Genomic DNA, 24,233 nt, shown 5'->3' with positions numbered 1-24,233 from the left:
TTTTTAAAAGAATAATTCAGGCATTTTTCTCTTTCCGAAATGTTTACGACCGAAAATTTAATTCGTTACAAATTACTAATAATTCTTTACGACATAATGAAAACATTACTCAAACAATGCAAAACAAAAGACTAAGGTTGAATTAATGTATTTTTACATTTTTATACATTTACACTAATTACACCATTATTAAGCATATAAATATTCACCTAAATACTTCTTAATGCTTGTTTTTCCGCTCATTAGCACTTTTTAACATTAAACATTTGTGCAAGTATAATAACCATATGTGAAAGCCAAATAACCTCTTCTGCCATAAATTTGAGCTTAAATGATTGTTCACAAAAAACCACCAAATTTATGAATGACAAAATCAAACGATCTACAAGGTCATGTTGTAACCCTATATCAATTTTATTGGTACTGGGTTTCTTGTTTACTTCATCAACGCTATTTGCTCAAAATAGAGTTGAAGGTGTAATTTATGATGAGACCAAAACTCCATTGCCCGGGGCGGCAATAATGATTAAAGGAACTTCAGACGGAACTATTACCGATATCGAAGGTAAGTTTAGTATTGATGTTAGTGAAACCGATGTTTTAGTGGTGTCTTTTATAGGATACGAGGACTTTGAAATAACAGTCGGCGATCAATCCTTTATTACCATCAATCTGGAACCAGAATCTGTTGGTCTGAATGAAATTGTTGCTATCGGTTACGGTACACAGAAAAAAGGAGATGTAACAAGTGCCATCTCAAGTGTTAAATCAGAAGACTTCTTAGCTGGTAATGTCCAGAATGCAGCTGATTTAATTAAAGGTCAGGTAGCTGGTTTAGTAATCACTAAAGCATCTGGTGATCCGAATGCTTCTTCAAGTATTAATATTAGAGGTATGGTATCTTTAGAAGGTAATTCTTCACCTTTAGTATTAGTTGATGGTATACCGGGAAGCCTGAACACAGTAGCTCCTGAAAATATTGCTTCAATTGATGTATTAAAAGATGCATCAGCAGCAGCGATCTATGGAACACGAGGTGCAGCAGGCGTAATTATCATTACTACAAAAGGTGGCCAACGCCAAGGCAAAGCTGTCGTAACTTATGATGGTTATTATACTGCTTCTGAATTTTATAAAAAGGCTGAATTTATGGGTCCAGAAGACATTAGAAATGGATTAACAGCCTTTAAAGATGCAGGATACGATACCGACTGGTTAAAAGGAATCTCTCAAAATGCTTTTACTCAAAACCATAGCGTTAGCGTTTCAGGTGGAACAGATAATGCAACATATGCTGCAAATATCACCTATCGAGAAGAGCAAGGTATTATTAAATCAACTGGAAACGATCAATTAAGAGTTAATTTTGATATCAATCAGTATTTTCTGGATGATATGTTAAAACTTAATTTAAACCTAGTTAAAGGTTTTAGATCAAATGAAATTTCTGATCCTTCCTACGCTTATCGTCAAGCTTTAATACGAAATCCAACTTTACCTGTTTACAATGAAGATGGTTCTTATAGAGAGGATTTCACAGTACTTCAATATTACAACCCTGTTGCTATTTTAGATGAAAAAATTGGCGAAAACAGAGGTGAATATACACGACTTACTGGTAATATAACAATTGAACCTATTGAGGGATGGAAAACAAACTTAATGTTAGCCACCCACAGAAGTTTTTCAAATAATAAGACTTATACAACATCAAGCTTTTATACAGCACAAACAAACAACCGTGTTGGAGAGGCTTATCAAAGTTCATACAATGATCAAAACGATTATTTAGAACTGACTTCTAACTATGAAAAAAATGTAAATGAACATCGTATATCAGCTTTAGGTGGCTATAGTTATCAAGACCATATGCAAGAAAGTTTCTGGGCATCTAACTATGGATTTCCAACTGATTACTATTTATACAACAGAATGGGTGTTGGTACAGCTTTAAACGATGGTAATGCCGGGATGGATAGCGACAAAAGAGAAGATACATTGATTGGATTTTTTGGAAGAGTTAGCTATGGCTACAAAAACAAATATAATGTACTAGCCAGTATCCGTCATGAGGGATCATCAAAGTTTGGTGATAATTATAAATGGGGTAATTTTCCATCTGTTTCTTTAGGTTGGACATTAAGTAATGAAAGCTTTATGCAATCATTCGATTGGTTAAATAACCTGAAACTAAGAGCTGGTTATGGTGTAACCGGTGTAATACCAAACGATCCTTATCAATCATTAGTTAGATACGGATATGATGGAGGTAGCTATTTTAATGGTACTGACTGGGCTAAAGGATTAGCAATTAAATCTAATCCAAACCCTGATTTAAAATGGGAGGTTTCGAAGGAATATAATGTAGGTCTTGATCTATCTGTTATTAACAATCGCTTAAGTGTTTCCGGTAACTATTATTGGAAAACAACAACTGATATGTTGTATTGGTATAATGTTCCAGTTCCTCCAAACCGCTTTACTCAAACATTAGCGAATGTTGGTGAAATGAAAAACGAAGGATTCGACATTTCTGTTAATGCTATTCCTGTTCAAGTAGGACATTTTAAATGGCAAACTATAGTGACAGCTACACATAATAAAAACGAACTTGTGAGTTTGTCAAATGACCTTTACGAATCAGAAAATTTCCTTCTTACGAACTATGCAACAGATCCTATCTCACTGCCAACACATAGAGTTGAAATAGGCATGTCAATGGGGCAATTCTGGGGTATGAAATCTGTAGGATTAACAGAGGATGGCTTCTGGTTAATTGAAAATCCTGAAACAGGAGAATCAGTTAAATTTGATGATGACGTTAAAGCCGATGAGGACTATCGACAATACCTTGGATCAGGTTTACCAAAAGTAAGTATTGGTTGGAATAATACTTTTACTTACAAGAAGCTTGATTTAGTAATGCAAATGAGTGGTCAATTTGGTCATAAAATATTAAACGGACAACGTATGTTTTATGAAAACAACTCTATTGCTTACAACCGCTTAAAAACAGCTGCCGATGATGTATATGGAGTAGCTCCACTGGCTAGCAACTTAACTCAAACCTTCGTTAGCCACTATCTTGAAGATGGAGATTATATGAAAATGGATAATATAACATTAGGATATACATTTACTCCTAACCAATATTTATCTAAACTGAGAATCTATGCTTCAGTTGAAAACGCATTTGTATTAACTAAATATTCAGGATTGGATCCTGAGTTAGCAACAAACTTTTTTAGCGCTGGAATGGATGATAGAGATAAATATCCTTCTATCCGATCATTTACGGTAGGACTTAATGTTACCTTCTAATAATAACAGGTAATTAAAAACTTTAAAAAAGATAATACATGAAACTACATATTAAAATCAACAAAGTTTTAGCTTCTCTGATACTTATTTTGGTAAGCATTACTGCATGTACCAATTTGGATGAGAAACTATATAGCGAAATTCCTGAAGACGATTATGAATTTCAGGATGAAGATATAAGAGCCATGTTTGGTTCTGTCTACCAAGAACTAAGATGGTTATACTGGGGATGGAACGGTACTTTTGATATATATGAGGAATCTTCAGACTTAATAATGACACCTCTTCGTATTGGGGTTGGATGGGGAGACTTATATGTAACTATGCATAAACATACATACACCCCAACAACAGGTCACTTTTGGACTGTTTGGAACCATTCGTACCGTACCATAAGTAGTTGTAATCAATTATTAGAATATGATCTAGTAAAAGAGTCTGCAACCTCATCGGCTGAATTAAGGGGAGTTAGAGGGTTAGCATATTACCTTCTTTTAGATAACTTCAGAAACGTTCCTATGGATACCGTTTTTACACACGAGCCAGGTTTTATTCCAGACCAAGAGGATCCACAAGTTGTTTTTGACTTTGTTGAACAAGAAATGCAATTTGTAAAAAGTGCTCTTAAGGACCAGGAAATAGAATACGGTCAGTTTAACTATTATGCTGCCTGTATGGTTTTGGCAAAAATGTATTTAAACTATAATGCATGGTTTGGAACAGATGATAATACATATTACCAAAAAGCTTACGAAGAAGTAAGTGAAATAATTAACGATGGAGCATTTTCTCTTTCAGCATCATACACCGAACCGTTTATGGCTGATGGATCATCATGCCCTGAGGTTATTTATTCAATTGTTTATAGCTTTCAATATGGAGCTACCGGTAATTACTTATCTAACAAAGCTCTTCATGGTGCAAGTAGTGCCACCTTTGGCCTGAAAGCAGCACCTTGGAATGGTAGTTGTGGTGTTCCTCAATTTATCGACACTTACGATCCAGATGATTCCAGATTTACTGATACATGGCTAATGGGACCTCAAGTTGATCAGGGAGGTTCTCCGATAACAATTGAAGGTACTCCATTGAATTATAGCCAGAGTGTACACAGTATTGACAACCCTGGCGCATACCAAATGGAAGGCGCACGCTTCAAGAAATATGAAATTGTTTCTGGTGAAGAAGGAACTTATGGAGATGATGTACCATTTTTTAGACTTACAGATGCTTACATGATTAAAGCAGAGTGCCTGTTACGCTTGGGGGGATACAATGGAGAAACGGAACAAACAGCAGCTGAAATTGTAACCATGATACGCCAAAGAGCTTTTAAATCAAACCCAGAAAAAGCAACACGTACAGTAGAGCAATTAAAAGGTCCTAGTGTCTATAATTACGGTCATCAGGAAAATACAGCTTTAGAAGGAGAAGATGATAACTGGATCATTACAGAAGAAGGTGGAGCTGATATCGAATTTGGAGGTTTATTAGACGATCTTGCCTGGGAGTTTGTTGGTGAACATCATCGTCGTCAGGATCTGATTCGATTCCAATTAACAAACGGGAATAATGTGTATACTGGAAAATCACGATTCTGCTTTGATGCACATAACAATCCTCAAAAAAATATATTCCCAATTCCGCAAGACTTCCTAGATTCAAATTCTAAGTTGGTTCAAAATCCTGGATACTAATTCTTATTTAAAAAGTAACACATGAAAAAGATAAATATATATTTTCTAATAACCTGCTTTTTAATAGGCCTATATAGCTGCGAAGACTACGATGATTTTTCATCTAAACATGTCTATACAGCTGATGAAAATCCCTATTTAAGAGTGGATGGAGATGCCACTATTACAACTGAAACTGAATTTGAAGTCGGCCGATTTGAAGCTTACACTATACCACTCGAAGATTACGCTGAAGTATTTGAATCTCAAATGGGAATGACAGTCGATGAGGTTATTAGTGGTCTAAACAATGGAAGTGTTTTATTCTACAATATTAATCTAAGTAAAAATGTTTGGAATAAAGCAGCTAAAACAAAAGGCTCAACCGGCTGGTACTATAATACTTCTGGTGTAATTTCTTCAGAAGGAGATGAAAGACTAACAGCTTCAGTAGAAATAGACACCAACTCCAAATCATTAATCGTTGATGTAATGGATGATGCAACTGCAGGAACAGTTTTTCAAGTTAATGTTGGTTTTGCGGTTGATGGACCTGATTACGATAATTACGTACGTTTTGTTTTTAATGTTTCTGTAACAGATCCATCCATAATTATCACCTCAATTAGTATTCCTACAGGAGACTATGCTAGCTTTGGAATTGACTTAACTCAATATGCCGATATTATAGAGTACAATATCGGAATGCCACTGGATGATTTCGTTAATAGTTTTGATCACAATGATGGCGGCACAATGCATATGAATATGGTTGATATTACTGACGCAGCAAATCCAATATGGGATTTAACAAGTGATTACACTGCCAATCCTCCTGGTTACTGGCTCGATGATCAAATGAAAGTTTGCTTTTGGGGAGATGCAGGTTTCTCACTATATGCAGAAACAAACTTAAATGATAAAGTTCTATATATTGGTAGAGCTCCAGAACTTGCTTCAGGACTTGAATTCAATCTCTGCGTTGGTTATAGAGATACAACTGATGATACCAAATTCTTTAGGTTTATTATAAATGCTAAACTTGAATAAAACATATGAATTTCAAAATTTTAAATAAACAAAAGCCGGTGTATGCCGGCTTTTGCTTCATACCTACAATCCTAATTTTACTGCTATTTGCGTCATGTGGAAAGAACAATTCCATTGTTGCACAAACACCCGATCCCGAACCTGAACCATCAGATACAACGGATGTTACATCGGATGTAATCATCTTATCGGAAGACGATGTAGCAGATTTCGACAAATACTATAAGCCCAATGAATTCAATAATATGGATATGTTGCGCAGCGACAGTAAATGGTCTTTTGTGCGAAGCAAGCAGTCTGAACATTTCTTTGTTTTCTGGGAAGAAGGTTTTGGCGATAATCCTAATTCAACAGATATTGAAGCAGCTTTAAGAATTGATGTAGATGATTTATTGGAAAAGGCCGAAGAGTTTTTTGCCATTAATATTAATACATTAAAGTTTGCTGATCTCGGAACTTCAACATCCAATCTGGATAAGTATAAAATGCAGATCTATTTGCATTATACAACCGAATGGATGGCATATGGAGCCGGATACGATGATGTAATAGGTGCCCTTTGGGTCAATCCTTCTACTTGTAAACCTGTTGGTTCAACTATAGCTCACGAAATTGGTCATAGCTTCCAGTATCAGGTGTATGCCGATTTATTGGCTTATGGTGGTATCACCAACGATTTTACACGTGGATTCAGATATGGATTTGGAGGTAATGGAGGTAATGCATTTTGGGAACAATGTGCTCAATGGCAATCTTTCCAGAGTTATCCTATGGAAGCTTTTACATCCTATAATTTCTCTGTCTATTCTGAAAATTATCATCGCCATTTTTGTCATGAACACCAACGGTATGCTAGTTACTGGTTGCAATATTACTGGACTGATAAACATGGTATTGATGCCTTGGCCAAAGTATGGAGAGAATCGGCAAGTCCGGAAGATCCACTGGAAGCATATATGCGAATTTATGGATTAAGCGTAAGTGATTTAAATGCAGAATTATATGAAGCTGCAGCCAAAATGGTAACCTGGGATATTGATGCAATTCGAGCCAATGGTGAAAACTTTATAGGTCAGTTTAAATATAAGTTCTACCAACTAAATGACGGAAGTTATCAGGTAGCCTATAGTAACTGTCCGGGTTCAACTGGCTATAATGTAGTACCTCTGAATGTACCCGAAGCAGGCACAACCATTGTTACTTCATTTACAGCCTTAACACCAGGTTCAGCTTTAGCTCCTGATGATCCAGGTACCTACTCAGATGAAGAAACAACACTAACCACAACTAACTATAATGCAAGTTCTCAAACAAGAGCTGGTTGGAGATATGGCTATGTTGCGTTATTGTCTGATGGTACAAGAGTATACGGTGATATGAACCGAAAAACATCTGCTGACATTGAATTTGTGGTACCTGCCAATTGCGAAAGACTCTGGTTAGTTGTTTTAGGAGCACCGGCCACTTACGAGGCGCATCCTTGGGATGAAAAAGAAAGCAATGATGATCAATGGCCTTACAAGGTTAAGTTTACCAACACCGATTTATTAGGCAATGTTACCGTAGATCCAAATCAAGATCCGGAAAGTATCACATTGACATATAATGTTGAGTTTCCAGCCGATGGCGTTAATTACACCGGAACAACTGTTAACCTGAATACCAACGGAGATATTTCAAAGGTAGCTCAGGCTCTATCAATGCAACCTTCAGCCATTGCCTCTAATATGTTAGATGCTAAATCAACTCCAGCTGAAGGTAAAATTGCTTTTGCTGCCATTGAACCTGATGAATCATTGAATTACGAAACCACAGCCAATGGATATGGTTTCTGGTTCGACAGTAATGGTGCTGTCATTGGATGGGGATCAGATAATGATAGTAAGGTATTTTCGGAATTTGATCCTGCTAACATGCAATTCTCTATCGGTCAGTTCCCAGGTAAAAGTTCTGCTAATGATACTTATACTATTAAAGAAGCTTTTGTTTATACAAAGGATGGAACTGAGTATATAATAACATTTGTATTTAATATTACTATTCAATAAAAGATTGATGAAGCTAAAACACCTGATAGTTTTCTTTTGCACGATAGTCTTTATTCTTTCGAGTTGCAGAAAAGATGATATTCCTTTGAAGCAAAAAAAGGATGATGAGATTGTGGAAGAAAACTATCAGGTTGCTAAGCTTTATATTACCACAGAAAATCAAACTGAAATAACTTCCAAAGAAAGGTACCTAAATTGTATTGTTCAATTCGAATCTGATAATGAAAATTGGAATTACACAGCCGATGCAAGAATAAGAGGCAGAGGAAACTCTACCTGGCTTTGGTACCCCAAAAAACCTTACCGTATTAAGCTTAACACAAAAGCTCCTATACTTGGACTACCGGCTGATAAAGATTGGGTCCTATTATCCAACTACCGTGACCCCACTCACCTAATGAATACTTTTGTATTTACCGTTGGCAAAAACCTGAGAATACCATTCCCTAACCACTCCCGTTACGTGGAAGTAACTCTAAATGATGAATATATAGGATTATATCAACTTACCGAGCAAATTGAACAAGGAACAAACAGGGTAGCCATTCTGGAGGATGAAGGAATATTACTATCGCTTGATGCAGACGACGGCCCCTATCTTGCGCCGGATGAAACTGATAACTTTTGGTCAGAAAAATACCATATGCCAGTGTGCATTAAAAATCCAAAAATCATCACCGAAGATAAACTACTTGAAATCAAAAATGAATTTGCCCTATTTGAAAATGCCATCAATAATGCTGTTTATTCAGAGGTTGAATCTCTCTTAGATATCGCGTCGTTTATTGACTTCATGATAATACAAGAACTTGTTTACAATGTGGAAGTTGATGCTCCCAGAAGTATCTACATCCATAAAAATAAAAATGGCAAATGGACGATGGGTCCACTCTGGGATTTTGATGCTGGTTTTGACTTTGATTGGGGAACAATGTACACCGGTCATAATTATTTTAATAGCTATCAGGAATTGGTGTTAGGAACATCACCTGTTTCTCACACGGGAGGCTACCATGTGCCTTCATTCTTCACAGACTTATTCAAAAACCAACAATTTGTAAATAAATACAAACAGCGTTGGCTTGAAATTAAAGATAAAATCATCTCTGAATATTGGGCAAGTACCCTTCTCTATGCTGACGAATTTAAAATTGCAATGGAAAGAGAAAATGAAAGATGGCCAATTGATAAGGATAACATTACTGAAATTAACAGAATGGAAAATTGGATTGAAAAGAGAGTCAATTACCTATCTGATGTTATAAACAATTATCCTGCAGGCATCAAATAAACATTTGTACTAGATAATAATGAAAACGTGACATAAAAAATACCAGACCTCATCTACTTTTACCTTCATAAACTTTGAATCATCAAAAATTAAATACAATGAAGAAAATTGCCTTACTACTCCTCTCCTGCTTTGCTATCTCAAGCTTTGCACAAGATAAAAACAGCGGATATCCAATTACACCGGTTCCGTTCACTTCAGTAAAAGTAAATGATGCTTTTTGGGGTCAACGCCTGAAAGCAAGCCGCGAAGTAACCATCCCATTGGCATTTAGTAAATGCGAAGAAACAGGTCGTTATCAAAACTTTATCAATGCTGCCCATCCAAGTGATACCATCAAGGTGGGTGGTTTATCTTTTGACGATACTGATGTGTATAAAACCATTGAAGGCGCCAGCTACTCAATGCAGACTTTCCCCGATGCCAAATTAGATCATTACATCGATAGCATTTTAGTGATTGTAAAAGCTGCACAGGAACCTGATGGTTACTTGTATACAAGCCGCACCATGAACCCGAAACATCCGCATGAATGGGCTGGTTCGAAACGCTGGGAAAAAGTGGAAGACTTAAGCCATGAATTATACAACCTGGGGCACATGGTAGAAGGTGCCATTGCTCATTATCAGGCAACAGGTAAAACTTCTTTCCTGGATATTGCTAAAGCTTATGCAGATTGTGCTGTTCGCGAAGTAGGTGATGGTCCCGATCAGACTTGTGTTGTTCCGGGTCACCAAATAGCAGAAATGGCATTAGCCAAATTATATGTGGTAACAGGCGAAAAGAAATACCTTGATTTTGCCAAATTTTTATTGGATAAGAGAGGTTATACCACCATCAAAACAGAATATAGTCAATCGCACAAGCCTGTTTTAGAGCAGGATGAAGCGGTAGGACATGCTGTTCGTGCAGCTTATATGTATTCAGGCATGGCTGATGTGGCTGCCTTAACAGGTGATACTTCGTACATACATGCTATTGATCGAATCTGGGACAATATTGTTGGCAAAAAGCTTTATGTAACGGGCGGAATTGGTGCTACCAACCATGGCGAAGCATTCGGTAAGAATTACGAATTACCGAATATGTCGGCGTATTGCGAGACTTGTGCTGCCATTGGTAATGTTTATTTGAATTACAGATTGTTCCTTCTTCATGGAGAATCAAAATACTATGATGTATTGGAGCGTACCCTTTATAACGGATTAATAAGTGGTGTTTCGTTAGAAGGTGACGGATTCTTCTACCCTAACCCATTGGAATCAATCGGTCAGCATCAACGTCAGGCATGGTTCGGATGTGCTTGTTGTCCTTCAAATGTTTCACGTTTTATTCCTTCGGTTCCCGGATATATTTATGCCGTGCACAACAGCGATTTATACGTGAATCTGTTTATGTCTAACACGTCAACTTTAGATATAAACAATAAAAAAGTAAGCTTAACGCAAAAAACATCTTACCCATGGAATGGCGATATTTCCATTGAAGTGAATCCAGAGAAAAAACAAAACTTCAACTTAAAAATCCGCGTTCCGGGATGGGTTCTTGGAGATGTCGTTCCAAGTGATTTATATTCATTCGCAGACAAAGAACGTCTATCATACAAAATTACTGTAAATGGTAAGCCTGTTGAAAGTCAATTAAAGAATGGCTATTTCACCGTGGCTCGAAAATGGTCGAAAGGTGATAAAGTAGAAGTTCACTTCGATATGGAAACCCGCGTAGTAAAAGCGCATCCATTGGTGGAAGCTGATCAAGGTAAAGTATCATTCGAGCGTGGGCCAATTGTTTATTGTGCAGAGTGGCCTGATAATGACTTTAGTGTATTGAGCGCTTTTATTCCTCAAAAACCTGAATTTAAAGTAACTGAAAAGCCTGATATGCTATACGGAATCAACATGATTCAGACAGATGCTCAATTATTAGCTTACAATAAACAAGGTAAGATTGATGTTGAAGATGTAAAACTGAACCTGATTCCTTACTATGCATGGGCTCATCGTGGAAGTGGCGAAATGGCTGTTTGGTTCTCTAACGAACTGCGTTCAACTAGAGCAGTTCAACAACCTACCTTAGCTTCCGAAAGTAAAGTTGAAGCTTCGCATATGGTAAAAGCCATCAGTGCTGTTAACGACCGTTTACTTCCAAAAAATGAAAACGACCGTTCAGTACCTTATTACCACTGGTGGCCTAAACAAGGCACTACCGAGTTTATATCTTACGAATTTCCTGAAGCTAATACTGTTTCAAGCTCTTCAGTAATTTGGTATGATGATGCTCCATGGGGTGGTTGCCGAATTCCAAAAGCATGGAAAATTTACTACAAAAACAGCGATGGAAACTGGGCTCCAGTAGAAAACGACACCGAATATCCAATTAAAAAAGGAACGGTTAATACCATCACGTTTAAACCCGTTAAAACAACCGCAGTAAAAATTGAAGTTCAACTTCCTGATGATAATGCTGCAGGTCTTTTCGAGTGGGAGATTGAATAGAACAAATAGAACTCAATAACAGAATATAATGAAAATAAGACATTTAATATATTCCTCAATTCTTACCCTTTTGGCCTTCTCTTGCACCAGTAAAGAAGGTCGAAAGGAACCTTTAACCCCTGTGCCTTTTACTTCTGTTAAGTTTACCGATAGCTTTTGGGCTCCTAAAATTGAGACAAACAGAACCGTTTCAATTCCATCGGCTTTTGGTAAATGTGAAGAAACAGGCAGATTAGACAATTTTGCGTTAGCCGGCGGTTTAATAGAAGGCGAGCATCAGGGCGATTTTCCTTTTGATGATACCGATATTTACAAAGTATTGGAAGGAGCATCTTACTCGTTGGCCGCTCAATACGATGCCGATTTGGATCATTACCTTGATAGTGTAATTACCCTAATTGCTGCCGGACAAGAGGATGACGGATATCTTACAACCTGTGTAACCAACAAATGCGAGCGTTTAACCGGTTGGTACGGAAAAGGTCGTTGGGATCGTTTAAACAGTCATGAACTATACAACAGCGGCCACTTGTACGAAGCCGCTGTAGCACATTACCAGGCTACTGGTAAAAGAAGTTTATTAGATATTGCCATTAAAAATGCCAATCTGGTAAATGAGGAGTTCGGCCCTAATGAAGGACAAAAACATGTTCCATCAGGTCATCCTATTATCGAGATGGCTTTGGTTAAATTGTACCGAGTAACTAACGATAAAAAATATCTCGATCTGGCTCATTATTTTGTGGAAGAGACAGGTAGAGGAACGGATGGTCATAAATTAAATGCCTATAGCCAGGATCACAAGCCAATTGTTGAACAGGAAGAAGCTGTAGGTCATGCTGTTCGTTTAGGATACATGTATTCGGGTGTAACTGATGTGGCTTCGTTGCTGCACGACCAACATTTGATGGAAGCCACCAAACGAGTTTGGGATAATGTGGTTACTAAAAAACTTTACATCACAGGCGGAATTGGATCTCGTGCTCAGGGCGAAGGTTTTGGCCCTAATTACGAGTTAAACAACATGACTTCGTATTGCGAAACATGCGCTTCAATATCTAATGTTTACTGGAATTATCGCTTGTTCTTGAATGAACACGATGCCAAATATTACGATGTATTGGAACGTACTCTTTACAACGGAGTGATTTCCGGTGTTTCGTTGAGTGGTGATAAATTCTTTTACGATAATCCGTTGGAATCAGCTCATAACCACGACAGAGCTCCATGGTTTGGATGTGCTTGTTGTCCGGGTAATATCACTCGCTTTATGGCCTCTGTTCCAGGATATATGTATGCAACAGATAAGCATACGGTTTACGTAAACCTGTTCGCACAAAGTACCGCCAAAATTCCTTTTGGAGACGAAACAGTAGGTATTAGTCAGGAAACCAAATACCCTTGGGAAGGCAAGGTTAACATCACCATTGATGAGCCTTCATCAACCAAAATGGAACTTAAAATCAGAATTCCGGGATGGGCACATAACCAACCTGTACCATCTGATTTATATCATTTTGCCAAAGAGATAAAAGATGCATACACAATAAGTATCAATGGCAAAAAACAATCAGTTAAAACCAATGAAGGTTACGTTGTATTAGATACCACATGGAAGCCTGGTGATAAAATCACCATTAATTTTCCAATGCCGGTTCGAAAAGTAATAGCCAATGAAAAAGCCACCTACGATCAGGGTAAGATAGCTTATCAAAGAGGACCTGTTGTATTCTGTTTCGAAGATAAAGACAACAACGATGGCTTCATGTTTAACAACTATGCACCGGAAGATGCTGAAGTAACAGACGAATTTGATGCTTCATTATTGGGTGGTGTGGTTAAACTTACCATGGGAGCAAATCAAGTAACTTCAAAAGACGGGAAAGAATCGACTGAACCAACCGAATTAACTGCAATACCTTACTATGCATGGAACAACAGAGGAACATCCAACATGTTGGTTTGGTTACCAGACAACAAGCAAACAGCTATTGCAAAACCAGCAGCATCATTGGCTTCAAAAGCAACACCTGAAGCTTCAAGCGGATGGGCTCCGGGATTAAACGATGGTTTTGAACCTAAAAATTCGGGCGATGTAGATAAGTCGTATTTCTATTGGTGGCTGAAAGAAGGAAGTGAAGAAACCGTTGATTACGTATTCGAATCTCCTGTTACCATTGCTCAATCTTCTGTTTATTGGTTAAATATGGATCATTACGATGGCAATTACCGTGTACCTGAGCACTGGAGTTTGCTATATAAAAACAAAGCAGGAGAATGGGCTGATGTTGAAACAAGCGACGAATATGGTGTGGCTTTAGATCAGTATAATACAGTCAACTTTAAACCGGTTAAAACAACTGCAATACGCATTAAAGCACAATTACAGGAAGGCGAATCAGGCGGTATTTTAGAGTGGAAAATAAAATAGTTAGTACAACGCAACATCACTAACCATTTTTAATGTAGAGAAGAATGAATATAAAATCGATTTTACTTTTAGGTGTGATGATGACTGTTTTGGTGTCATCGTCATGTGCTAATAACAAAAAGAAATGTGAATGCGCTTCGAATAAATATACCATAACAGCGCCACCCGCATCACTAAATCGCGATCCTTTTTATAAGAAATATGCCAATGTAAATGGGATTCAAATTATGAGTTCGTGGCGGGTGCCCGATTCAGCTTTTGTCAAGGCTTGTGAAATCATCGATTTTATGACAGGTGATTTACCTGATGATGTATTAAATCAAATGGTAAAAGTAGGTGCTCGTTTAGGTATTATGGCTCGTTACGAAGGCACAACTGATATACCGGAACATGCCGATTTGGCTAACGACACAACCATAAACTGGGATGTTCGTGCCCGGGGTTTAGGTGGTGATATGAATTTACCTTTAACCACTTGTGCTGAAGAAAATCTGCTTTGCTATCAGATTGATAAGTATCATGCCGAGGATATTACCATTCACGAATTTGCTCATGCAATTCACTTGATTGGTATTGCTCCAATTGATGATACTTTTAACGATACGCTTCAAAAAATGTTAGATAAAGCAATGGCCGAAGGTAAATACAAAAACACCTATGCCGCTACTAATCTATATGAATACTGGGCTGAAGCTGTTCAAAACTGGTTTAATGTTAATGCCGAGGTAGCTGAGCCGGATGGTAAGCACAATTGGGTGAATACGCGTGAGGATATGAAAAAGTACGACCCTGATCTTTATAAACTGGTCAGTAAGTATTTTTCCGATTTCAAAGAAAGCCCTTCCTGTCATAGTGCTCAAAATCTTTATACAGAGTAACCAAATACGATATTTATGCAATTAAAATCCCTTATAAAAAACACTGTTGTTTTAGGCCTAACATGCTCCGTAATGGCATGTTGCTCACCTAAAGAATCAAGAATTGAGGCTGACGGTCGTGAAGTGGTTGATTTCAAAGTACTCACTTTCCCTTTGGAAGATGTGAAACTGTTGGACGGTCCTTTCAAACATGCTACAGAGCTAAATGTACAATCGCTCTTAAATTATGAACCAGATCGTCTATTAGCCAAATTTCGTTCTGAGGCTGGATTAGAACCCAAAGCTGAGCATTACCATGGTTGGGAAGATAACACCATTGCTGGTCATAGTTTGGGCCACTATCTCTCTGCCATTTGTATGATGTATAAATCAACCGGCAATGAAGAATTTCTGAATCGGGCCAACTACATTGTTGATCAATTGGAAGAATGTCAGAATAGTGATGGAGAAGGATACATTGGAGCTTTCCCCGATGGGAAAAGAATTCTGGAAGAGGAAGTAGCCAAAGGTGATATCCGCTCTCAGGGTTTCGACCTGAATGGAATCTGGGTTCCCTATTATACTCAGCATAAAGTAATGATGGGTTTGATGGATGCCTATGAATTATGCGGCAATCAAAAAGCTTTGGAGATCAATAAAAAGTTTGCCGATTGGTTGCTAACCGTTGTGAAAGATTTGAATGACGAGCAAATACAAAAAATGCTGAATTGCGAATATGGTGGTATCAACGAGGCTTTGGCTGAATTATATGCCGTTACAGGCGATACTACTTACATGAAAATGACCGATGCATTCTATCATAAATCAATATTAGATCCTTTGTCCAACCATGAAGATATTTTACCTGGAAAGCATGCCAATACGCAGGTTCCTAAACTGGTTGGTTTAGCTCGTATCTATGAATTAACAGGGAATCAAAAGGACCGTGATGCTGCAGAATTTTTCTGGGACAGAGTAGTAAATCATCACTCCTACGTTACCGGAGGACATTGTAATCACGAGTATTTTGGAGCTCCGGATTCGTTACGCGATCAACTGAGTGATGGAACCACCGAAACATGTAATGTTTACAACATGCTTAAGCTTTCGAGCCATATGTTTAGTTGGGAGGCACAACCTGAAGTGGCAGACTTTTACGAGCGTGCTCTCTTCAACCATATTCTATCTTCTCAACATCCCGAGGATGGAAGGGTAATTTATAACCTTTCGCTGGAGATGGGTGGTCATAAGATTTATCAGGACCCTCAATGGTTTACTTGCTGTGTGGGAACGGGTATGGAGAATCACTCGAAGTATGGTCGCAATATCTACTATCATAACAACGATGAATTATATGTAAGTCAATACATAGCATCGGAATTAAACTGGAAAGATCAAGGCGTTAAAATCATTCAGAAAACTCAATATCCTGATGAGCAAGGCACTCAACTAACAATCAAAGCAGATAAAGCCAAGCAATTTAATCTGTTATTGCGCTATCCTTATTGGGCAAAGTCAGGCATTGAAATTACTGTAAATGATAAAGCCATTACAGTAAATCAAAAGCCGGGAAGCTTTGTAAGCATCAATCGCGACTGGAAAGATGGTGATGTAGTTAAGCTGAAAATGCCTTTTGACCTTCGCTTAGAAACCATGCCTGATGATTCAAACAGAGTAGCCATTATGTATGGTCCTTTGGTGTTGGCAGGTGATTTAGGTCCTGAAAACGATCCTAAAGTAAGTGAGTTGATGTATGTTCCTGTTTTAATGAGTGAATCGCGCAGTCCATCTGACTGGATGGAGCCCGTTGCTGGTAAGCCAAATACTTTTAAAACGCATGATGTGGGTCGTCCTCGCGATGTGGTTTTCAAACCATTTTATCAAACTCACGAAAGAAGATACTCTGTTTATTTCGACTTATTTGATCAGGCAGACTGGGATCAGCAACAAGCTGAATACCGTGCAAAGCAAGAGCAAAAGAAGAAGATTGATAACATGACGATTGATTTCTTCCAGTTGGGCGAGATGCAGCCGGAAAGAGATCATAATTACGATGGTGAAAAAGTGTTTGTTGATCAGTTTAAACAACGAAGATATCGCCAGGCCGATCGTGGCGGATGGTTCTCGTTTGATATGACTGTTTATTCGGGCCAGCCAATGGCATTGGTATTTGAATACTGGGGCGGATTCCCTTGGTCATTAACCTTCGATATTTTTGTAAATGACCATAAACTGGTTACTGAAAATCTGAAGAATAAACGTCCGGGAGAATTCTTCTATCAGATATATGAACTTCCGGATAACTTAACGGTAAACGGCGGCAAAGTAAAAGTAAAATTGGTACCTCACGAAGGTCACAGAGCGGGACCTGTATTTAGTGTTCGTACCATTAAAAGATAACAGGTTTATAGTTAATATTTAGTGCTAAATTAGATTCAATAAAAGTCAAAGTATCATCTTTGACTTTTATTTTTTTAACAAGATAAGTATTTGATCCATGGAAAATATTATAAAGATTCGTCTGCAAGAGCTTAGAACTGAAATGAAAAACAAAGGAATCGCTGCCTGGTATATGTCGGGTTACGATCCTCACCAAAGCGAATACATGCCCAACCATTGGCAGATTCGTGAGTTTATCAGTGGCTTTAATGGTTCTATGGGCTTTATGGTAGTTACTTTAAATGATGCCGCTTTATGGACCGATTCGAGATATTTTCTACAGGCTGCAAGCCAACTGGAAGGAACCGGTATTCAATTAATGAAATTCAGGATTGAAGGTACTCCCAGCCCTGCACAATGGATCAGCAGTCAAATAACATCCGATCAATTGGCTGGAACCGATGCTACATGTATTTCAGTATCTGCTTTTGAATCATTACAGGCGGAACTATCAGAATATGAAATTAAGCTTACTGATTGTGGTGATTTACTTTCTTCTTTCTGGACGGATCGCCCAGACTTACCGATGAATCCAATATTTGAACACGAGGTTAATTATGCTGGCTATTCACGCGCTGAAAAGATTGATCAGATTAGAAATCATCTGACTGAAAAGAAAGCAGACTCTATTCTCTTAAGTGCCCTGGATGATCTTGCCTGGACCTTTAACCTTCGTGGAAACGATGTTGACTTCAACCCTGTTTTTATATCATTTGCACTTATCAGTAAAACATCGTGCACCTTGTTTGTCAATCAGGCTAAACTATCGGATTCATTAAAAGATAAATTGCAAAGCGAAGGCATCAACCTGTTACCTTATCAGGATATTTATAGCGATGTAAGTAATATTAAAGGTAAAATTCTAATTGATCCCGACCGGATTAATTACGCTTTAAAAAATGCATTAAGCAAAGACGCCAAAGTTGAATACACCTTATCAATTGCAGCTATCCTTAAAGCCATTAAATCAGAACAAGAAATAAAAATGTTTGAAATTGCCATGCAAAAAGATGGTGTTGCCATGGTGAAGTTTCTTTACTGGCTCAATCAAACAGCAGGTGTTGAGAATATTACTGAATATGATGTTCTTTTGAAATTAAAAGAATTCAGGGCTCAGCAAGAAAATTTTATGGGGGCCAGCTTTCATTCCATTGTTGGTTTTAACGGAAACGGAGCGGTAGTTCATCGTTCTGTAACTCCAGAAACCGCTGCTTCTATCACCAATGATGGTATTCTATTATTTGATTCTGGAGGTCAGTATTTAGAAGGTACCACAGACATAACTCGTACTGTTTGTTTGGGGAATCCTACTGAATTAGCCAAGGAAGATTTTACAATAACTTTAAAAGGCACTATTGGTCTGGCAGAGTTGAAGTTTCCGGCCAATACCTTAGGTTGCAACCTCGATTTAGCTGCCCGTCATGCTATGTGGCAAACAGCAAGAAACTACGGACACGGAACTGCGCACGGAATTGGTTTTTTCCTGAATGTGCATGAAGGCCCAATGAGCATCCGTCAGGAATTTAACGATCGAGTTATTGAACCCGGAATGGTAATGTCTGACGAACCGGCTTTTTATCGTGAAGGTTTATATGGCATCAGAACAGAAAATGTGATGGTTTGTAAAGAATGGGTGACAAATGAATATGGACGCTTTCTACAATTTGAAACGCTCACCCTCTGCCCCATCGATACAAAATTAATTGAGAAAAGTTTGTTAACCGATGCCGAAGTTGAGTGGATTAATCAATATCATCAGCAATGCTACGATAAACTTGCTCCTGAACTGAATGAAGCTGAAAGCACATTTTTGAAAGAAATAACTCAAGTCATTTAACAGCTTCTTAACTCATTATCAGTAACGGTTGTCTTAGTCTGAACATTTGTGCAAGTTATTTAAACGCTAATGACAGCCGTTACCGGAATAATTTTTCTTCTTCACATTGAGAAAAAATCAGTAATCCAGGAAACAAGAACATATGCACAAATTTTCGCCAACCCAAATAATTAAGAAGTCATCTTTGCTTACTGCTACTTTTTTAACATTCATCATGATGTCTTGCAATAATGAAAAAACCAAAGAGATAGACACTGTGAAACCTAAAGTTGAGCTGTTTTCAATTAAAGATGTAAAACTTCTGGATGGTCCTTTTTATAAAGCTACTGAATTGGGAGAAAAGACTCTGTTGGCTTATGAACCCGATCGTTTTTTGGCCCGATTTAGAACCAATGCAGGATTAGAACCTAAGGCGGATCATTATGGAGGCTGGGAAGGAGAATCATTGGCTGGTCATAGTTTGGGGCATTACATGACAGCTTTAAGTCAAATGTATCAGACCACCGGCGACGAAGAGTTTTTGAATCGCGCTAATTACATTGTGGATGAATTGGCTTTATGCCAGGCTCAAAGCTCAACCGGCTTTATCGGAGCTTTTAAAGATACCGAGAAGGTATTAACAGAAGAAGTTGCCAAAGGGAAAATTAAAGCCCAGGGATTTAACCTTAACGGATTATGGTCGCCATTTTACACCATTCATAAAATAATGGATGGCTTGTTTCATGTTTATAAGCTATGTGATAATAAGAAAGCTCTTGAAATTGATAAAAATTTAGCCCTATGGGTTGGACAAATCGTAAAAGAATTAAATGATGAGCAATTACAAGAGATGCTACATTGCGAGTTTGGAGGCATCCCTGAAACATTTCTTGATTTGTATGGCGAAACTGGCGATCCTACCTATCTTGAGTATTCAAACAAATTCAGACATAAAGCCATTGTTGATCCAATCATCGAAAACCACGATGTATTAGCCGGTAAACATTGTAATACACAAATACCTAAATTTTTGGCTTTGGCTCGAAGCTATGAGTTAACAGGCGATACCAACGATTACAGTGGAGCTGTCAACTTCTGGAATATGATGGTTCATCATCATGCATATGTGGCAGGTGATTTTGATAATTACGAATATTTGTACGAGCCCGATCAATTAAACGATCAGTTAAGTAATAATACAGCTGAAACATGCTGTGTGTACAATATGCTTAAGTTATCAAGGCATCTTTTCCAATGGAACCCTTCAGCCGAGGTGCTTGATTACTACGAAAGAGCTTTGATTAACCACATCTTATCATCACAAAATCCTGAGGATGGACGCGTTATTTACCATTTATCCCTCGACATGGGAGGTTATAAGGTTTACGAAGATCCACATGGTTTTACTTGTTGTGTAGGTTCAGGAATGGAGAATCATGCCAAGTATGCCCAAAATATTTATTATCATTCTCAAGATGAATTATTTGTTGGACAATTCATTGCCTCGGAAGTTAACTGGAAGGAAAAAGGTTTTAGCTTAAAACAATCTACTTTGTTCCCTGAGGAAGAAGGAACAACATTAGAGATACTGTCTGATAAGCATGAAATTAAAAACACTTCAATAAAAGTTCGTTACCCTGCATGGGCAACTGAAGGATTTAATATCAGCATTAATGGCAAGACATTGGCAATTGAAGCTCAACCCGGATCATTTATTAATTTGGGAGATACATGGAAAAATGGCGACCTGATTAAAATTGATATGCCATTTAACTTGCATACCGAATCGATGCCGGACAACAAAAACAGAATTGCCATCTTCAATGGACCTGTTTTATTAGCTGGAGTTCTTGGACCTGAGAATGATCCAAAAATTGCAGATCCTTTATATGTGCCGGTTTTAATGACCAAAGATGCCGATCCTGCCAGCTGGTTACTAGAATCAAAAAAGGATTTTAATGCATTTAAATTAACTGATATAGCTCAGCCAAGAGCTGTGGAATTGCAACCATTCTATCGCACCCATAATTGCACTTACACTGTTTATTGGGATTCGTACACACCAAACGAATGGAAGCATCAGCAAAAGAAATACAAAGAAGAACAGGCTAAAAAGAAAGAACTGGAACTAAAAACCATTGATCTGTTTCGATTGGGAGAGATGCAGCCGGAGCGCGACCATAACTTCAAAGAAGAAGCATCGTGGGTAGGTGAATATAAATCGAGAAAATACCGCGAAATACCAAAGGAAGGTTTTGCCTCGTTTGAAATGGCTATTGATCCATCGCAAACCAATTCGTTGGTTTTTGAATATTGGGGTGGGTTTGCCGGAAGTCACACCTTTGATATTGCAGTAGAAGGCACTATTATTGCCACCGAAAACATTACCAATATGGCTCCTGGGAAATTTATCAATGTAACCTATGATCTTCCGGAGAACCTGATAGAGAATAAAAGCAAAATCAAAGTAGAGTTGTTGCCTCACGATGGGCATCGAGCAGGACCGGTTTTTGCTGTTAGAACCATTAGATCATAATCGCCAATTAACCAATAAAAATCATCAATCATCCAAAGCATATGAATAAGCACTTCATCCAACTTATTGTATTTGTAATTATTTCGGCTGTTGCTCAGGCGCAATCACCCCATATGAACTCCGAAAATGGCAACCCTCTCCTACCCGGATATTTTGCCGATCCAACCATCAAAAAGTTTGATGACACCTATTACATTTATGCAACCAGCGATGGAGTAAAATTGGCTTCGGGCGAGCCATCGGTTTGGATAAGTAAGGATTTAGTTAATTGGTATAATCAGGAGATGACCCTGGATTTGCCGGAAGGATTAACCAACTGCTGGGCACCGGATGTGGTTAAAGGCGATAACGGAAAATATTACTACTACATGGGTAATTGCCAGTTTGGATGTAATATCTATGGCTATGTTTCTGATTCGCCAACCGGACCATGGAAACCGGTTAACGATGGTAAAGCTGTTATTCCTGTTGGAACCAGTAAAGAGTATTTACCAGCTCTGGATGCACAATTTTTTAAAGATGATGACGGATCACTATATAGCTATTTCGGAACTTGGTGTACATCGTTTAAAGGCATGGGATGGGTTAAAATCAATCAGGATGATATGTTCACCATTGAGGAGGAAGGATTTATTCCCATTGAACAGATTCCGCATGCTTTTGAAGCAGCTTATCCACTTAAAAAAGATAGCATTTACTTTTTGATGTATTCGGCCGGCGATTGTCGTTTAAGTACCTATTCAGTTCATTATGCATGGTCACGATCACCAAAAGGTCCCTGGAACTATGGAAAGAATAATCCTATTTTGGAAACATCTGAAGATGGCCTGATCCATTCTCCCGGACATCATTCTGTGTTAGAAGAAAATGGTGAGTACTATATTTTCTATCACCGCCATGATAACCCACACAGTTCAGGAGGCGAATTCCGCCAGACATGTATGGATCGAATGGTATTTTCCGATCCTTATACCATTGAAAAGATTGATGCAAGTCACGAAGGCGTATGTGTCAATAAAAATAAAAAGCAACCTAAGAACCTGGCTTTGGAGGCTAAAGCATCAGCAACTTCGTATTACCACTTACAAGCTGAAGTCAACCGATATACCGAAAAAGAAACGGATTACAAGTACCTTCCTCTACTGGCAACCGACGATAATAACGGAACTATTTGGAAGGCTTCAAGCGGCTCTTTACCTCAATCATTGGTAATCGATTTAGCCAAGAAACAATCCATCAAAAGAGTAATGACTGAGTTTGAATATTCCACATATTTCTATCAATATAGAATTGAGACTTCGGCTGATAGTATTAACTGGAATATATTCACTGATCGAACTCAAAACAAACAGAGTGGATGTCCAATAATCGATGATAATAATGCCGATGCCAGATATGTTAAGATTACAGTAACCGGAACCGAGAAAGCTGGTATGTATGCAGCAATTTGGAATGTAAAAGTATATGATGATTTGTTTGAAACACCAGAACTAAATCATCATATTCAAACAATTGAAGCCGGCAGTACCGCTCAAAAGGGACTATTGGTTGATTTTGATGTTCAAAAGCTAAAAGCCAAGAAGATCAAGCAGTTTAAAAATAAAGGTTTGATGGATGGTGATTTTGTCTTACATGGAGATGCTTCATTATCCACTATAGACGGTGTTAAAGCCGTTCAATTGGAGGGAAAAGGATATTATGAATTAACTGCCTCACCTGCCAAAAGTCTGAACTGGAATTCTCCATTTACGGCATCAGCATGGGTGAACGTACCTGAGTTACAAAATGGTGATTGTATTCTTAAATGGAACTCACGCGATAATATGCTACAATCTTCTTACGCAGCAATGATGTTCGGAAGCGGCCCGTTTGGTGCCATCGCTCATGGAGACGGATCGGTTGATATGGGATTCAAAGAAACTCCTTCAGCCAATCAATGGCATCATATTGCCATCACTTTCGATGGTATGAAAGAAAGTGTTTACGTTGATGGTAAACTGGACAGAGAGTTGCCTCTAATGCTTTTTGTTGAAAGCGACACGGTGCTTATTGGTAGTTCAGGCTTTGAAATGGAGAACTTTAAAGGATTCATTGCCAAAGTACAGCTGTATGATATCAGCATGAATTCTGAAGAGATTTCAAACCTTTTTATACAATCAAAACCCAAAGGGCTTAAATAAAAATTCACTTCAATACATTAAATTTTGATTAAGTTTATATATTTTCAAAAACCTTAAAATCATCCCTGGCTAAATCGTTTCTCATAAAATTGA

At 38.0% G+C, this 24,233-nt stretch carries 12 protein-coding genes; all 12 read left to right on the top strand.

What is annotated here, in order from left to right:
* Positions 1-360 precede the first annotated feature (360 nt).
* Positions 361-3,321, top strand: coding sequence for a SusC/RagA family TonB-linked outer membrane protein (locus KEM10_RS14980; protein WP_212216839.1), 2,961 nt, complete (start codon positions 361-363; stop codon positions 3,319-3,321).
* A 38-nt stretch (positions 3,322-3,359) separates the two neighbouring features.
* The gene (locus KEM10_RS14975) at positions 3,360-5,018 is read left to right on the top strand and encodes a RagB/SusD family nutrient uptake outer membrane protein (RefSeq protein ID WP_212216838.1); all 1,659 of its coding nucleotides are present in this window, start codon (positions 3,360-3,362) and stop codon (positions 5,016-5,018) included.
* A 21-nt stretch (positions 5,019-5,039) separates the two neighbouring features.
* The gene (locus tag KEM10_RS14970; RefSeq protein ID WP_212216837.1) at positions 5,040-6,047 is read left to right on the top strand and encodes a DUF4859 domain-containing protein; all 1,008 of its coding nucleotides are present in this window, start codon (positions 5,040-5,042) and stop codon (positions 6,045-6,047) included.
* A gap of 5 nt (positions 6,048-6,052) precedes the next feature.
* Positions 6,053-8,095, top strand: a complete 2,043-nt coding sequence (locus KEM10_RS14965; RefSeq protein WP_212216836.1) for a DUF4859 domain-containing protein — start codon at positions 6,053-6,055, stop codon at positions 8,093-8,095.
* Between the two features lie 85 nt (positions 8,096-8,180).
* A complete protein-coding gene (locus KEM10_RS14960) occupies positions 8,181-9,386 on the top strand; it encodes a CotH kinase family protein (protein WP_212216835.1) in 1,206 nt (401 codons plus the stop codon).
* A 98-nt stretch (positions 9,387-9,484) separates the two neighbouring features.
* Positions 9,485-11,881, top strand: a complete 2,397-nt coding sequence (locus tag KEM10_RS14955) for a glycoside hydrolase family 127 protein (RefSeq protein ID WP_212216834.1) — start codon at positions 9,485-9,487, stop codon at positions 11,879-11,881.
* 28 nt (positions 11,882-11,909) lie between these two features.
* Positions 11,910-14,312 (top strand): glycoside hydrolase family 127 protein, encoded by a 2,403-nt coding sequence (locus KEM10_RS14950; protein WP_212216833.1) that lies wholly within the window; start codon positions 11,910-11,912, stop codon positions 14,310-14,312.
* Between the two features lie 44 nt (positions 14,313-14,356).
* Positions 14,357-15,190: a M90 metallopeptidase family protein gene (locus tag KEM10_RS14945; RefSeq protein WP_212216832.1), complete on the top strand. Its 834-nt coding sequence runs from the start codon at positions 14,357-14,359 to the stop codon at positions 15,188-15,190.
* Positions 15,191-15,205: 15 nt separating this feature from the next.
* Entirely contained in the window at positions 15,206-17,569 is a 2,364-nt protein-coding gene (locus KEM10_RS14940; RefSeq protein WP_212216831.1) for a glycoside hydrolase family 127 protein, read from the top strand.
* Positions 17,570-17,666: 97 nt separating this feature from the next.
* Positions 17,667-19,445: an aminopeptidase P family protein gene (locus KEM10_RS14935; protein WP_212216830.1), complete on the top strand. Its 1,779-nt coding sequence runs from the start codon at positions 17,667-17,669 to the stop codon at positions 19,443-19,445.
* 142 nt (positions 19,446-19,587) lie between these two features.
* Positions 19,588-21,960, top strand: coding sequence for a beta-L-arabinofuranosidase domain-containing protein (locus KEM10_RS14930; RefSeq protein WP_212216829.1), 2,373 nt, complete (start codon positions 19,588-19,590; stop codon positions 21,958-21,960).
* 41 nt (positions 21,961-22,001) lie between these two features.
* Entirely contained in the window at positions 22,002-24,140 is a 2,139-nt protein-coding gene (locus KEM10_RS14925) for a family 43 glycosylhydrolase (RefSeq protein ID WP_212216828.1), read from the top strand.
* Positions 24,141-24,233 lie beyond the last annotated feature (93 nt).

The sequence above is a fragment of the Carboxylicivirga linearis genome (genome assembly GCF_018271995.1).
Classification (GTDB): domain Bacteria; phylum Bacteroidota; class Bacteroidia; order Bacteroidales; family Marinilabiliaceae; genus Carboxylicivirga; species Carboxylicivirga linearis.
Note: the sequence above shows the minus strand (reverse complement) of the source record. Positions and strands in the feature narration are given on the sequence as shown.

Coding starts and splice junctions, on each gene's coding strand:
- KEM10_RS14930 (WP_212216829.1), top strand. CDS start 19,588: ATGCACAAATTTTCGCCAACCCAAATAATTAAGAAGTCATCTTTGCTT.
- KEM10_RS14945 (WP_212216832.1), top strand. CDS start 14,357: ATGAATATAAAATCGATTTTACTTTTAGGTGTGATGATGACTGTTTTG.
- KEM10_RS14950 (WP_212216833.1), top strand. CDS start 11,910: ATGAAAATAAGACATTTAATATATTCCTCAATTCTTACCCTTTTGGCC.
- KEM10_RS14925 (WP_212216828.1), top strand. CDS start 22,002: ATGAATAAGCACTTCATCCAACTTATTGTATTTGTAATTATTTCGGCT.
- KEM10_RS14935 (WP_212216830.1), top strand. CDS start 17,667: ATGGAAAATATTATAAAGATTCGTCTGCAAGAGCTTAGAACTGAAATG.
- KEM10_RS14970 (WP_212216837.1), top strand. CDS start 5,040: ATGAAAAAGATAAATATATATTTTCTAATAACCTGCTTTTTAATAGGC.
- KEM10_RS14980 (WP_212216839.1), top strand. CDS start 361: ATGAATGACAAAATCAAACGATCTACAAGGTCATGTTGTAACCCTATA.
- KEM10_RS14955 (WP_212216834.1), top strand. CDS start 9,485: ATGAAGAAAATTGCCTTACTACTCCTCTCCTGCTTTGCTATCTCAAGC.
- KEM10_RS14965 (WP_212216836.1), top strand. CDS start 6,053: ATGAATTTCAAAATTTTAAATAAACAAAAGCCGGTGTATGCCGGCTTT.
- KEM10_RS14940 (WP_212216831.1), top strand. CDS start 15,206: ATGCAATTAAAATCCCTTATAAAAAACACTGTTGTTTTAGGCCTAACA.
- KEM10_RS14975 (WP_212216838.1), top strand. CDS start 3,360: ATGAAACTACATATTAAAATCAACAAAGTTTTAGCTTCTCTGATACTT.